This is a genomic window from Segatella copri (assembly GCF_019249765.2).
Classification (GTDB): Bacteria; Bacteroidota; Bacteroidia; order Bacteroidales; family Bacteroidaceae; genus Prevotella; species Prevotella copri_K.
Genome location: NZ_CP152484.1, coordinates 613,581 through 626,296 on the forward strand (window position 1 = coordinate 613,581; position 12,716 = coordinate 626,296).

A 12,716-nucleotide genomic window follows, 5' to 3' on the forward strand; every position below is an offset into this window, starting at 1 on the left:
AAAACTTCATTCTTGCTTGGTTTATCAAAATTTTTATATAACTTTGTACGCAAATAGAGAAATTATGCATTGTTTTCGTGCACATCCTTCTCGATAAGAATTAATTAATAACATAATATAATCAAACTATGGCTAATAACGCAGAATTGATCAAGCAGTGTGAAGAAAGAGCACAGCAGTGGCTCACACCTGCTTTTGACGAAGAAACCCGTAAGGAAGTAAAGGCAATGCTCGACGCAGAGGATAAGTCTGCTCTCGTTGATGCATTCTATCAGAACTTGGAGTTCGGTACTGGTGGTTTGCGCGGTATCATGGGCGCAGGTACCAACCGCATGAACAAGTATATCGTTGGTATGGCTACACAGGGCTTTGCTAACTACATCCTCAAGGCTTTCCCAGGTGAGGAGAACCTTTCTGTAGTGGTAGGTCACGACTGCCGTAACAACTCCCGTCTCTTCGCTGAGACCGTAGCTGCCATCTTCTCTGCCAATGGCATCAAGGCTTATCTCTTCGAGAGTCTCCGTCCTACACCAGAGATTTCTTTCGCTATCCGCGAGCTCGGTGCCAAGGCTGGTGTCAACGTAACTGCTTCTCACAACCCTAAGGAGTACAACGGTTACAAGGCTTACTGGAGCGACGGTGCTCAGGTTCTGGCTCCACACGATACAGGTATCATCGAGGAGGTAAACAAGGTTACTATCGACCAGGTGAAGTTTGAGGCTAACTGGGATAAGATCAAGATTATCGGTGGTGAGATGGATTACGACTACATGACAGCCGTTCATTCTGCTATGATTGACCAGGATGTCATCAACCGTCAGAAAGACCTCAACATCGTTTATTCAGCTATGCACGGTACAGGTCGTGTCATCGTTCCTCTCTGTCTGCGTTCTTGGGGCTTCCAGAACATCAATGTAGTTCCTGAGCAGATGGTTGTAGATGGTAACTTCCCAACAGTAGTTTCTCCTAACCCAGAGAATGCAGAGGCTATGACCCTCGGTATGAAGCTCGGTACTAAGTTGAACGCTGACCTCGTGGTAGCTACTGACCCAGATGCTGACCGCCTGGCTATCGTTTGCCGCGATGACAAGGGCGAGTGGATGATCATCAACGGTAACCAGACAGCCATGATGTTCTGCTACTACATCATCGAGAACAAGAAGAAGTTGGGTAAGTTGAAGCCAACAGACTTCCTCGTAAAGACCATCGTAACAACAGAAGTTATCGCTGAGATTGCCAAGAAGAACAACGTAGAGTTGCGCGACTGCTACACCGGTTTCAAGTGGATTGCACGCGAGATTGCTATCTCTGAGGGCAAGCAGCAGTACATCGGTGGTGGTGAGGAGAGCTTCGGTTTCTTGCCATACGATAAGGTACGCGATAAGGATGCTCCTGCATCTATCTGTCTGATTTGCGAGATTGCTGCATGGGCTAAGGATCAGGGTAAGACTCTCTACGACCTCCTGATGCAGATTTATGCAGAGTATGGCTTCAGCAAGGAGTTCACTGTAAACGTAGTTCGCCCAGGTAAGACTGGTGCTGACGAGATTAAGCAGATGATGGCAGACTTCCGTGCCAACCCTCCACAGGAGTTGGGTGGCAGCAAGGTGGTAACCTGGAAGGACTATCAGTCTTTGGAGGCTAAGCATGCTGACGGCAGCGTAGAGAAGCTCGATATGCCTGCTACAAGCAATGTACTCCAGTGGTTCTGCGATGACAACACTAAGGTAAGTGTCCGTCCATCAGGTACAGAGCCTAAGATTAAGTTCTATATTGAGGTTAAGGATCCTTCATTCAAGTGCGCTGGCTGCTACAACCGCTGCACAGCTGCTGCAATGGATAAGATCGAGGCTATCAAGAAGAGCCTGAAGTTGGATTAATTTCATAGGAAATCATATTATGGCGCTCCGGTAATTATTGCCGGAGCGCTTTTCGTTTCAGTAGCCGTTTATTCTTCTCGAAATAGGGTAGCAAGTTACCCTCATTATCATGTTTTTATAGAAAAAAAGCAAAAAGACTTGCATATTTTCTGATTTTTATTTACCTTTGCACCCATATTACAAAATTATAACATATAATTATACTCTTATGGGAGGCATTTTCGGAACTATTTCCAAGAAAAGCTGTGTCGCTGATCTCTTTTACGGCACAGATTACAACTCACATCTCGGCACACGCCGGGGCGGTTTGGCAACCTACAGTAGTGAGAAGGGCTTCGTGCGCTCTATCCACAATCTGGAAAGTTCATACTTCAGAACGAAGTTTGAACCTACACTCAACAAGTTTGAAGGAGCTACATCGGGCATCGGCGTGATTAGCGATACAGATGCCCAGCCACTCATCATGAACTCTCATCTTGGCCGCTTTGCCATTTGCACCGTAGCTAAGATAGTAAACAAGGATGAACTTACTCAGCTTCTGCTCGAAAAGAACATGCACTTTGCAGAGATGTCTTCGGGTAGTACCAATCCTACTGAGTTGGTGGCTCTGCTCATTATTCAGGGGAAAACCTTCAGAGAAGGTATCGAAAACGTTTTCCATCACATCAAAGGTTCCTGCACCATGATGATCCTTACCGAGGATGGCATCATCTGTGCGCGTGACAGTTGGGGACGTACTCCTATCATCATCGGCAAGAAGGAAGGTGCCTATGCGGCTTCCAGCGAAACCACCTCGTTCCCTAATCTCGATTATGAAACTGCATATGAGGTAGGACCAGGCGAAATCGTGAAGATTAAAGCTGATGGCATGGAGCAGATCCGTCCTGCCAACAAGAAGATGCAGGTTTGCTCTTTCCTCTGGGTTTACTATGGTTTCCCTACATCTACCTACGAGGGCAAGAATGTAGAGGAGGCGCGTTTTACCAACGGCTTTAATCTCGCCAAGACCGATGATGTGGAGGTAGACTGCTGCAGCGGTATTCCGGATTCTGGTACGGGTATGGCGATGGGTTATGCTGCCGGCAAGGGTGTGCCTTACCAGCGCTGCATTGCCAAGTATACTCCTACATGGCCTCGCAGTTTTACTCCTAGCAACCAGAGCATGCGTTCACTGGTAGCCAAGATGAAGCTGATTCCTAACAAGGCGATGTTGAAGGGCAAGCGAGTGTTGTTCTGCGATGACAGTATCGTTCGTGGTACCCAGCTTCGCGACAATGTGAAGGTGCTTTTCGACCAGGCAGGCTTGAAGGAGTGCCACATGCGTATTGCGTGTCCTCCATTGGTATACGGTTGTCCGTTCATCAACTTCACTTCTTCCAAGAGTGATATGGAGCTGATTACCCGTCGCATCATCGAGAAGTTTGAGGGCGATGCCAACAAGAATCTTGAGAAATACGCTACCACTGGTTCTCCTGAGTATCAGAAGATGGTAGATGAGATTGCCAGCCAGTTGGGCTTGACTTCCCTGAAGTTCAACACCATCGAGCAGCTGGTAGAGGCTATCGGTCTTCCAAAGTGCCAGGTATGTACCCATTGTTTCGATGGCAGCAGCGCATATACTCTGAATGAGTTTGCTGATGAAGACTAAAATAAGAATATAAGTTCTTGATAGATTAGAAGATAGGTCTAGCGACCCCGCTTAGCGCGGTGTAGCTAGACCTATTTTTATATTATTTCTCGGCAAAATCTTCTTTTGCATAAAATGTATTATTTTGCATAGAACGTAAACTTGTTCTTGTAATCTCTGTTCACGCAAATGGTTGCCTTGCGCTGGGAGAGATTGTATACCACCGACCACTGGGTATGGCTCGTTGGATTGCCTGGAGTTTCTGCCTGACTCACACCATTGAGCAGATTCATGGCTCCTTCCTCTGACAACTGGTTACTGTTCTGCTTGATGACGAATTCCATCATGTCGTAGCGGGTCTTGCCGTGGTTCGAGAGTTTCGGACCTTTATCTGAACATGCCATGGTTTCAGATACATAGAAGTTGCTGGCATAGCGCTTTTCTATCACCTCGCGGGTGTTTGGCAATACGTCAGGATATTTGAAATGAGTCTTTCCGTCTTCACCCGTATATTCATCGTCGATGTAAATCTTGCTTTGGTGATCCTTGTCATATACGAATTCTACGATGGCGTAACGGCCCGTGGCATCTGCCATGTAGAAATGATAGTTGCCGTCATTATCCGGTATCCAGAGGTCATATCCGTCCAGAATCTTGAGAGCTTCATCTACCGTTCTTGCATGATCCAGCATCATGCGTAAGGCCAGGGTTGTAGTCAGTTTCTTGCCCGTGCTAGCCTGCTGGGTTGGCTTGCCGTCAAGATGAAGAACGGAAACGGCAAAGCCTGCCTCGTTCATGCCGTCCATCAGAAGATATGGGAATGCCATGATATAGGAAAGGTCTTGCGTCTTATGTTTCTCAAACTGTTCCTTGTTATATAGGATGTAATGCCAGAGATCCTGCCGGTAACCTATCCAGTAGGCATCCACCATGCTGATGGATTTCAGTCCACCTTCTGGAGCCGTGCGAACCAGGGCTGCTGCAATCGGTTCATTATCGTGAGAATAGTCAAAGTTGCGCCCCATCAGATAATCACCAGTATCTGGTGTCGTAACAGCAAAGGCACTGCAGCCGGCATCCAGCTTGACTCTTGCCTTGAGCCAGGATGGTGTTTTGTCGCAGAGGGTTTTTAATACGGCACCAATCAGTTGGGTGTTGTCGGTAAGATTATAGCCTGATATGGTAGAGAGTTTGTAATCCTCCGTATAGTCAAGATAGAAGAATCTTCCGTCTTTCAAGTCCTGGATAGACCGGACCATCTCCAGTTTCTTGGCATCGGTCAGTAGACTGGCTGGTACGTCCTGATAGTGTGCCTTATTGTTTACTTCTGGGCTGTCATCATCGCTGCATGAAGATAGCAGAAACATACAGAATGTGATGCTGAAACTTAAGCATAAAAACAGAAACCATTGTATGTGCTTACTGTTGAAAGTGATATTCTTTTTCATACGTAATTAGTATTAAATGATTGATAAATGATTTGAATTTTCAAATGCAAAAGTAATGGAAAACCACTCTCGGTAGGGAGAAAAGTACACTGAAAAATGCTGATTTTTCTGGAATTATAAAAAAATATCCCTCAAAATACATCAAAACCAATCTTTTTTATTATTTTTGCAAGAAGAAAAAGCGATTCGTGTGTCTGTGCAAAATGATTCGTCAGTCAGGGCAAACCTGCCTCATCTGTCAATACGAAATAATTTATCTATCCATTATGAATATGAAAGAAAAGAACGCAAAGAAATCTAAGATACATCAGTTAGGATTCTGTTTCCTGAAGAGAGAATCTAATTACTTGGACCGCCAACGTCAAGCTATCCTTGTGTGTTTCTCCGTGATGCTCTCTTTGGGCATCCTGTCAAATATCCTGGGCTTTTCTGGAGCCTTTGATCCGTTTTTTACCGTGTCTAACATCGTTTTTCTGATAGTCGTGTTATCCTCCTTCATGGCTTATCTCTTCGGGAAAATCCCAATGGTGAGGGCAATCGTTTGTATCGCTATCGCCACCCAGTGCTTTATCGGAGCCGATATCCTCTACAGTGCCTTTATGCCTACGCTGAAAGATAACAGAATGGTGATTCTCATCAATATGCTTATCCTTTCAGGCAACATGTTTTTCTCGCTGGCGGCTTATCAGGCGCGTCTCACACGCTGGCTGGTGGGAATAGCTTTTGGGGTTTATATATTGAGTGTGATTGTAACGGGGGATGAATCGCTCATGGATTATTTCTTCATGATGATGCTCATATTGCTTTTTATCAGCGTGCTGAGTCTGGCTGTTGCCAGAAACGGTGAGTATCTTGTTAATGCGAACAGAACGTTGCAGCGTGATGAGGAAGAACTGCTCCAGGTGCTGAAGATAAACAAAAAGCAGATTAAGGCATACGTGGCTCTGGCGAAGGAAAGGCATGATGTTAAACTTACCGCGCATTTGCTGGATCTTCTGGGTGAGGCTTCGCAGAAGAATGTCATAGACAATGTGATGCAATATCTCCAGACCCGCGAATTGAGCAAACAGAACATAGAACGCGTCTTTCCCGAGTTGAGTGCCTCTGAACAGGAAATCTGTTACCTTATCCTGCAGAACAGAAAGTTGAGTGAGATTTGCGCGCTGCTTAACAAGTCGGAATCGAACATCACTACCCAGCGGGCCAACATCAGAAAGAAGTTGGGAATGGGCTCAGCTGATAACCTGAAGAAGGTTCTGGAGAAGCGCATAGCTGAAAGCCAGTAGGCCGATGAGGCTGATACTGAACCATATCCTGTTATTTTCGGAAATTTTGAACATATTGTGATAAGATGTGAATAGTCATTTATCACCGAAAAGCCGTACCTTTGCACCCAGATAATAAATGAAACGTAAATCAATAGAAATCATTAAGAAGAAATGAAGAAAATAATCATATTATGTTTCGCGCTCGGAGCTTTCCATACACTTGGCGCACAGGAGACGCTTACGCTCAGCCAGTGCCTGCAGATGGCAGTGGATAACAACCTGTCGCTCCAGAGCAGCCGAAACGAAATAGCTAAGGGAAAGTACGCTATCAGCGAAAATCAGGCTAAACTCTATCCGCAGATCAATGCGGTGGCACAGCTCAACGACAACTTTACGCCGCCTGTTTCGGTTACCGACGGCTCGGCTTACGGCAAGCCTTATAATGTAACCAAGACGTTGCAGTATAATGCTTCGGCGGGTGTACAATTGCAGATGCCACTGTATAACCAGATGATTCTTACCGCCATCGACATTACCAAGATTGCCGATAAACTCAACCAACTCTCTTATGAGAAGGCGCGTGAAGACCTCATCGTGCAGACTGCCAAGATGTATTACATGGCGCAAAACACATCTGAGCAGATTCGTCTGACGGATGACAACATCAAGCGACTGGTAGAACTCAGAAACATCACCCAGGCTTTCTATGACAACCAGATGAGTCTGGAGGTCGATCTGAAGCGAGTGAATCTCAATATCGAGAACCTCACCGTGCAGCGCGATAACGCCATCGCCATGCTCGAACAGCAGTATACCATGCTCAAGTATGTGATAGATTATCCTGCCGAGAAGGAGATGAAGGTGACAGCCGTAGATCCGGGAAAGATTGAGATGGTGAAGGCTGACGGACTGGATACGGGACTCTACGAACTCCAGTTGCTGGAACAGAAGAAACTGCTCACCCAGAAGCAGACCAAACTTGCCAAGGACGGCTATCTGCCATCGCTCTCGCTGACCGGAAACCTGATGTATTCTGCCTTTACCGATAGGATAGATCACTGGATTCATTCGGGCGAATCAAACCACTGGTATGGTTCCAATGGTCTGGGCATCCAGCTGCGAGTGCCTGTATTCGATGGTTTTGAAAAGCGTTCTAAAATCAGAAAGGCGAAGATAGAGGAGGAGAATGCACGCATCGGTTACGAGGACGCCCTGAAGGGACTGCAGGCAAACTATATGAATGCGGTGAGCGAGGTGAACAACAGTCAGCGCAACTACAAGAAGCAGTTTGATAATTATACCATGGCTCAGGATGTTTACAACGTAACAGCAGACCAGTATAAGGAGGGTGTAGCTTCGATGACAGCAGTGCTGCAGGACGAGATGCGTATGAGCGAGGCTATGAACAATTATCTCACAGCCTACTATCGCTACAAGGTTGCCAATCTCTCGCTGCTCAAGTTGACTGGACAGCTCAACCAGATTTCGGTTGCTAAATAACGGAGAAGAATAAATCATTAAGAAATAAAATATAAACAGGAAAACGGGATGTAAAAAAGTTTACTTCATATTCCCTGATTCCAAATTACAATAAAACTATGGAACAGAACGAAAATAAAAATGTAGAAACAGCAGAGGCTACACAGGTATCTCACGAAGAAACCAGGAAGAAACTCAAGAAGCAGCGCGTAAGACAGATTGTTGCCAGTCTGATAGGTGTTGCTATTCTGGCTTTCGGACTCTGGAAGATCGTATGCCTCTTCCTCGATTATAACTCTAACGAAACGAGCAATGATGCTCAGATAGAGCAATATATCTCACCGGTTAATCTCCGTGCATCCGGCTATATCGCCAAGGTATGCTTCAGAGAACATCAGGAAGTACACAAGGGAGATACCCTCCTTGTGCTCGACGACCGGGAGTATCGTATCCGTCTGATGGAGGCTGAAGCAGCCCTCAAGGATGCCAAGGCTGGAGCCAATGTCATCAACGCTACAGAGCAGACCACCGAGACATCAGCTTCTATCTATCAGGCATCTATCGATGAAATAAATGTACGACTTGCCAAACTTGCCAAGGACTGCGAACGCTATCGCAACCTGGTAGAAAAGAAGGCGGCTACTCCTATCCAGCTCGAACAGCTGGAGGTGGAATATGCTGCTACCAGGAAGAAACTCGAAGGGGTAAAGAAGCAGCAGGCTGCTGCCTATAAGGGAGTAAACGAGGTAACTACCCGCAAACAGAATGTGGCAGCCTCCATCGAGCGTGCCGAGGCTGCCGTAGAGATGGCAAAACTGAATCTCTCTTACTGTGTGGTTGTGGCCCCTTGTGATGGTAAACTGGGTCGCCGCTCTATCGAGGAGGGACAGATGGTGAATGCAGGAACCACCATTACCTATATCATCCCAACCAACAACAAATGGGTGATTGCCAACTATAAGGAAACCCAGATAGAGAATCTCTATGTAGGACAGAAGGTGCGTATGACCGTAGATGCCATCAGTAACAAGGAATTTGAGGGTACGGTGACCGCCATTTCTGGTGCTACCGGTTCGAAATATTCGCTGGTACCTACCGACAATTCGGCTGGCAACTTTGTCAAGATTCAGCAGCGTGTGCCTGTAAGAATCGATTTCAACAACCTCAGCAAAGAGGATAATGAGCATCTTGCTGCCGGCATGATGGTGGTTGTCAAGGCTGAGAGAAAGTAAAAAACAGCTAGATGGAAATGAAGTAATATATGGAAGAAGAATATAAGAATTATCCGTTTTATGATTGGGTGCCCAAACCGCTCGGTATCATCTTCATGATCATCCTCTTCGTGCCGATGATTACGATGAGTGGCGTCTATTCTGCCAACAGCGGCGAGATGATGAGCGGACTCGGCATCCAGTCGGAATACATCGCTTTTGCGGGCTTCTGCACCTCGATAGGAATGGCGGCTTTCTCGCCGTTCTTCTATGATCTGGTGTGCATCCGTAGAGAGAAGATGATGTGTATCGTGGGCTTCTCCATTCTCTTTATCCTCAGTTTCGTGTGTGCCCAGACCGACTCGCTGTTCATACTCGGACTGTGCAGTCTGCTGATGGGTTTTGTCCGTCAGACGTTGCTGATGGCGCATCTCTTCGTGCTCATCAGATATGGTTTCGGAATAGAGGCTACGAGGAATATCACTCCGGGATGCGAGCCTACTACCGAGGAAGCATGGGATGCGGTAGATTCGGAGAAGATGGTGTCGCAGCCGGTCATCTATCTCTTCTTCATGATTATCGGACAGTTGGGAACCTGGCTAACGGCATGGCTTGCCTATGCCTATGAGTGGCAGTATGTTTATCATTTCATGATGGCATTCATGCTGGCAGGCATCATTATCGTGTTCTTCACCATGCCTTATCATAAGTATCCGATGCCTAAGTTCCCGATAACGATGTCGAAGTTTGGCAATGTTACGGTGTTCAGCATCATGCTCTGTTCGTTTGCTTACGTCATGGTTTTCGGTAAGACGCTCGACTGGTTTGATGATCCAACCATCCGTTTCTCTTCGGTGGTCTGTCTTATCTTTACCGCTCTGTTCATCTATCTGGAGAAGACGCGGCGTTCACCTTATTTCATCATGGAGGTGTTCCAGCTCAGGGTCATCAACTACGGCATCCTGCTCTTCTTCCTGCTGATGGTCTGCAATTCGAGTGCCATGTTTGTCAACGTGTTCACCAATGTGAGCATGAAGATAGATAACTGGCAGAACGCCACGCTAGGCAACTGGGTGATGGTGGGCTATACCGTGGGACTGATTTTCGCCGTCATCGCCCGAGTCAAGAATGTTCACCTGAAGTGGATGTACTGTCTGGGCTTCCTCTTTATCGGAGCCTATGCGCTGTACATGTATTTCGAGGTACAGAACGACGGTATGTATGAACGTATGAAATGGCCTATTATCATCCGTTCTACGGGAATGATGCTGCTCTATTCGCTCATCTCCACGATAGCCAACCAGCGCATGCCTTACCGCTTCATGTCAACCTGGGTTTGCATCATGCTTACCGTTCGTATGGTCATTGCCCCTTGCATCGGCTCTGCGCTCTATACCAATGTGCTGCAGCACAGACAGCAGTATTATGTAACCCGCTTTGCCCAGGATTACGACCGCACGAACATCGAGACGGCGAAGACTTACGACCAGACGGTGAGAGGCATGCAATATCAGGGCAAGAGTGTAACCGAGGCGCAGAATATGGCTGCCATGAGTACGAAGGGAAAGGTACAGGTACAGGCTACGCTGGTGAGTATCAAGGAGATGGCAGGCTGGACCTTCTACGGCTGTCTGCTGTGTGCCGGACTGATGCTCGTTCTCCCTTGGCGCAAGCGCAATATCGGGGAACTGACGCGTGAGTATCTGCTGAAGAATGTAGATGTGAAATCCCTGGGAAGAAGGTAGGGGAGTGCTAAAATATCATAAAAGATACAGGCTGCTCATCTGATGAATGGATATTTTTGTTATCTTCGCAGTTAAATCTGAAGATAACAGACCCATATTCATCATGAAAATAACAGATAATATCATCATATATGAGGCTCATGAGTTTCCTCAGCTGTTGATGCAGCCTTTCTACTCCGACTATGTCGGAATCGTAATCTGTCATCAGGGGATGTTCCGTTTCTGTGTAGACGGAACATCCTTTGTTGCATCTGAGGGTGAGACCGTTTTCCTCTCCAAAGGAGTGATGTTTCATGTGCAGGAAACGGGCAAGAACCTTAAATATACCCTTCTTTTTTACCGTGCTGAACAGATTCGTCACATGTTGGGCAATACCGTGGTTACCATGCGTCTTTATGCTACGATTTATCCCAAACCCTGCCATGTCAGGACGACGGGCTATGAGGATATGCTTACTTCTTATGCCCTGATGCTGAGGAAACTGGAGCTGGAAAAAGAGAAGAGTGGTGAACTGGATGCCTATTGTGTGCATGAGCAGAAACTGTTGCTGATGGCTGTTACGTATAGGTTGTGCAGCATCTTCTCGGCATCGTTCAAGGCTGCCGGCAAGGAGATGGAGAGGAAGATAGCCATCTTTGAGTCGCTGGTGCTGCTGATAGAGAAGAACTATATGCGTGAGCGCAGTGTGGCTTTCTATGCAGACGAACTCTGTCTTACACCGAAATATCTGTCGGTACTGGTCAAGTCGGTTTGCGGTCAGACGGTCCAGCAGTTGCTTTTCAAGGCGATGATCCGTCGCAGTATCTATCTGATGAAGAACACCACGAAGACGATACAGCAGATAGCCAATGAACTCAGTTTTCCCAATGCTTCAGCCTTCGGAACCTTCTTCAAGAAACATACCGGTCTGTCGCCTAAGAATTACCGTAATTGGGAAGAGGGGAATGAACCGCCTTCTTTCAAATAAAGATTTCATCCTATACCTATAAAATAAAAAAGGGACAGAGGAATTGTTCTGTCCCCTGTCCCGATACTGTGATATAACTAAAACAACTGAGCGAAAGCTTCGGCTGTCTTTCCTGTATAGGTCTTCATCTCTGTAACCGGCTTGTAACCGAAATCCTTGAAGGCAAGGAGCTGTGTGGCAACAAACTGGTGGTCGTCAGAGATGCAAGCCTGTAACTTCATATTACCCATGCTGATGGCAGAAACAGGGAAGTTGCTGATCGCTGTTTCTACATCCTTAGGGGCTGCGCTGAGGATATTCTCAAGCTTTCTTCCATCCTCTGCAGAATATTCCTTCTCTTTTATCTTAATCACACTGTTGGTAGGTTGATAGATGAGCTTGACTGTCAAACCCATGAAACCTTTCTTTACCTGTACATCCTGGAGTGCCAAAACATCAGCACCCATCTCTAAATGATTAATCTTTGCCATAATTTTATACTGTTATTTGCTTCTTCTTAATTCTTGAAAAATAATATATATTGAACTGTTTTTTGTTTTGAATAGGGGTGTAACCAGTCTTATCGCAAATCTTAGGAAAGATGCGATAAATCTATATGAAATTTTAAAAAGAGAAAAGAATAAGCACTAACAGAGCAGACGTCGCAGGCAAATGACATAATACTTGCTGGCGACATCAAAGTGGATTGGGGCAGTTTCCTGTCGGAAAGGCTCCATGCCACCTTCTATAGCTGATAAAAGGGATGATAAATAACGGATTCTATTTGTCAGCAATCTACTGGCAGTCTGACTGTTGTGCATGTTGCCACTTGGCAATAAGCGCTGCGGACGGCTGCTACAGATGCGGTAAGCAAGCTGTGAGGCGTTTTCAAGCTGTGCCTCAGGCTGGCTCTTGTCATACTCAACCTTTGTCAAACCATCTTTCTTATGGCTTGCATCTTCGGTATAAGAATCCTCGGGAGTAAAAGAAATAGAGGCAGCAGATACCTCTCCATAGCCTGAGAAGACCATGGACACCAGAAAAAGGATGTATAGTATCAACTGCCTCATATTAAATATATTATGGTGTCAGGATGAACTCCCGACACCGGG

10 protein-coding genes are annotated in these 12,716 nt (G+C 46.2%); 7 read left to right on the top strand and 3 right to left on the bottom strand.

The features are described 5' to 3' along the window. Nucleotides 1-128 precede the first annotated feature (128 nt). Together KUA46_RS02535 and KUA46_RS02540 are read left to right on the top strand one after the other, a co-directional pair. On the top strand, nt 129-1,880 hold the full coding sequence (locus tag KUA46_RS02535; RefSeq protein ID WP_153084021.1) for a phospho-sugar mutase: 1,752 nt from the start codon (nt 129-131) through the stop codon (nt 1,878-1,880). A 208-nt stretch (nt 1,881-2,088) separates the two neighbouring features. Then, nucleotides 2,089-3,528 (top strand): amidophosphoribosyltransferase, encoded by a 1,440-nt coding sequence (locus KUA46_RS02540; protein ID WP_153082001.1) that lies wholly within the window; start codon nt 2,089-2,091, stop codon nt 3,526-3,528. Nucleotides 3,529-3,647: 119 nt separating this feature from the next. On the opposite strand, the gene KUA46_RS02545 is transcribed toward KUA46_RS02540, so the two are convergent. Continuing rightward, a complete protein-coding gene (locus KUA46_RS02545; protein ID WP_022120936.1) occupies nt 3,648-4,955 on the bottom strand; it encodes a carcinine hydrolase/isopenicillin-N N-acyltransferase family protein in 1,308 nt (435 codons plus the stop codon). Nucleotides 4,956-5,227: 272 nt separating this feature from the next. On the opposite strand from KUA46_RS02545, the gene KUA46_RS02550 reads away from it, so the two are divergent. The 5 genes from KUA46_RS02550 (at nt 5,228) to KUA46_RS02570 (ending at nt 11,625) form a co-directional block, all read left to right on the top strand. Next, entirely contained in the window at nt 5,228-6,241 is a 1,014-nt protein-coding gene (locus tag KUA46_RS02550; protein WP_153137671.1) for a hypothetical protein, read from the top strand. Between the two features lie 153 nt (nt 6,242-6,394). Next, nucleotides 6,395-7,723, top strand: a complete 1,329-nt coding sequence (locus KUA46_RS02555; protein ID WP_022120934.1) for a TolC family protein — start codon at nt 6,395-6,397, stop codon at nt 7,721-7,723. Nucleotides 7,724-7,821: 98 nt separating this feature from the next. After that, nucleotides 7,822-8,934: an HlyD family secretion protein gene (locus KUA46_RS02560; protein WP_153137673.1), complete on the top strand. Its 1,113-nt coding sequence runs from the start codon at nt 7,822-7,824 to the stop codon at nt 8,932-8,934. Nucleotides 8,935-8,963: 29 nt separating this feature from the next. After that, nucleotides 8,964-10,658, top strand: a complete 1,695-nt coding sequence (locus KUA46_RS02565) for an MFS transporter (protein ID WP_022120932.1) — start codon at nt 8,964-8,966, stop codon at nt 10,656-10,658. Between the two features lie 103 nt (nt 10,659-10,761). Continuing rightward, a complete protein-coding gene (locus KUA46_RS02570; RefSeq protein WP_194257150.1) occupies nt 10,762-11,625 on the top strand; it encodes an AraC family transcriptional regulator in 864 nt (287 codons plus the stop codon). Nucleotides 11,626-11,702: 77 nt separating this feature from the next. Here KUA46_RS02570 and KUA46_RS02575 read toward each other — a convergent pair whose 3' ends face one another. Both KUA46_RS02575 and KUA46_RS02580 read right to left on the bottom strand, forming a co-directional pair. Further along, a complete protein-coding gene (locus KUA46_RS02575) occupies nt 11,703-12,095 on the bottom strand; it encodes a hypothetical protein (protein ID WP_118085548.1) in 393 nt (130 codons plus the stop codon). 156 nt (nt 12,096-12,251) lie between these two features. Next, on the bottom strand, nt 12,252-12,674 hold the full coding sequence (locus KUA46_RS02580; RefSeq protein ID WP_022120929.1) for a hypothetical protein: 423 nt from the start codon (nt 12,672-12,674) through the stop codon (nt 12,252-12,254). Nucleotides 12,675-12,716: the final 42 nt, after the last annotated feature.

Bases quoted from the DNA above. Each gene is read 5' to 3' on its own strand.
- KUA46_RS02535 (WP_153084021.1), top strand. From the start codon at position 129: ATGGCTAATAACGCAGAATTGATCAAGCAGTGTGAAGAAAGAGCACAG.
- KUA46_RS02540 (WP_153082001.1), top strand. From the start codon at position 2,089: ATGGGAGGCATTTTCGGAACTATTTCCAAGAAAAGCTGTGTCGCTGAT.
- KUA46_RS02545 (WP_022120936.1), bottom strand. From the start codon at position 4,955: ATGAAAAAGAATATCACTTTCAACAGTAAGCACATACAATGGTTTCTG.
- KUA46_RS02550 (WP_153137671.1), top strand. From the start codon at position 5,228: ATGAAAGAAAAGAACGCAAAGAAATCTAAGATACATCAGTTAGGATTC.
- KUA46_RS02555 (WP_022120934.1), top strand. From the start codon at position 6,395: ATGAAGAAAATAATCATATTATGTTTCGCGCTCGGAGCTTTCCATACA.
- KUA46_RS02560 (WP_153137673.1), top strand. From the start codon at position 7,822: ATGGAACAGAACGAAAATAAAAATGTAGAAACAGCAGAGGCTACACAG.
- KUA46_RS02565 (WP_022120932.1), top strand. From the start codon at position 8,964: ATGGAAGAAGAATATAAGAATTATCCGTTTTATGATTGGGTGCCCAAA.
- KUA46_RS02570 (WP_194257150.1), top strand. From the start codon at position 10,762: ATGAAAATAACAGATAATATCATCATATATGAGGCTCATGAGTTTCCT.
- KUA46_RS02575 (WP_118085548.1), bottom strand. From the start codon at position 12,095: ATGGCAAAGATTAATCATTTAGAGATGGGTGCTGATGTTTTGGCACTC.
- KUA46_RS02580 (WP_022120929.1), bottom strand. From the start codon at position 12,674: ATGAGGCAGTTGATACTATACATCCTTTTTCTGGTGTCCATGGTCTTC.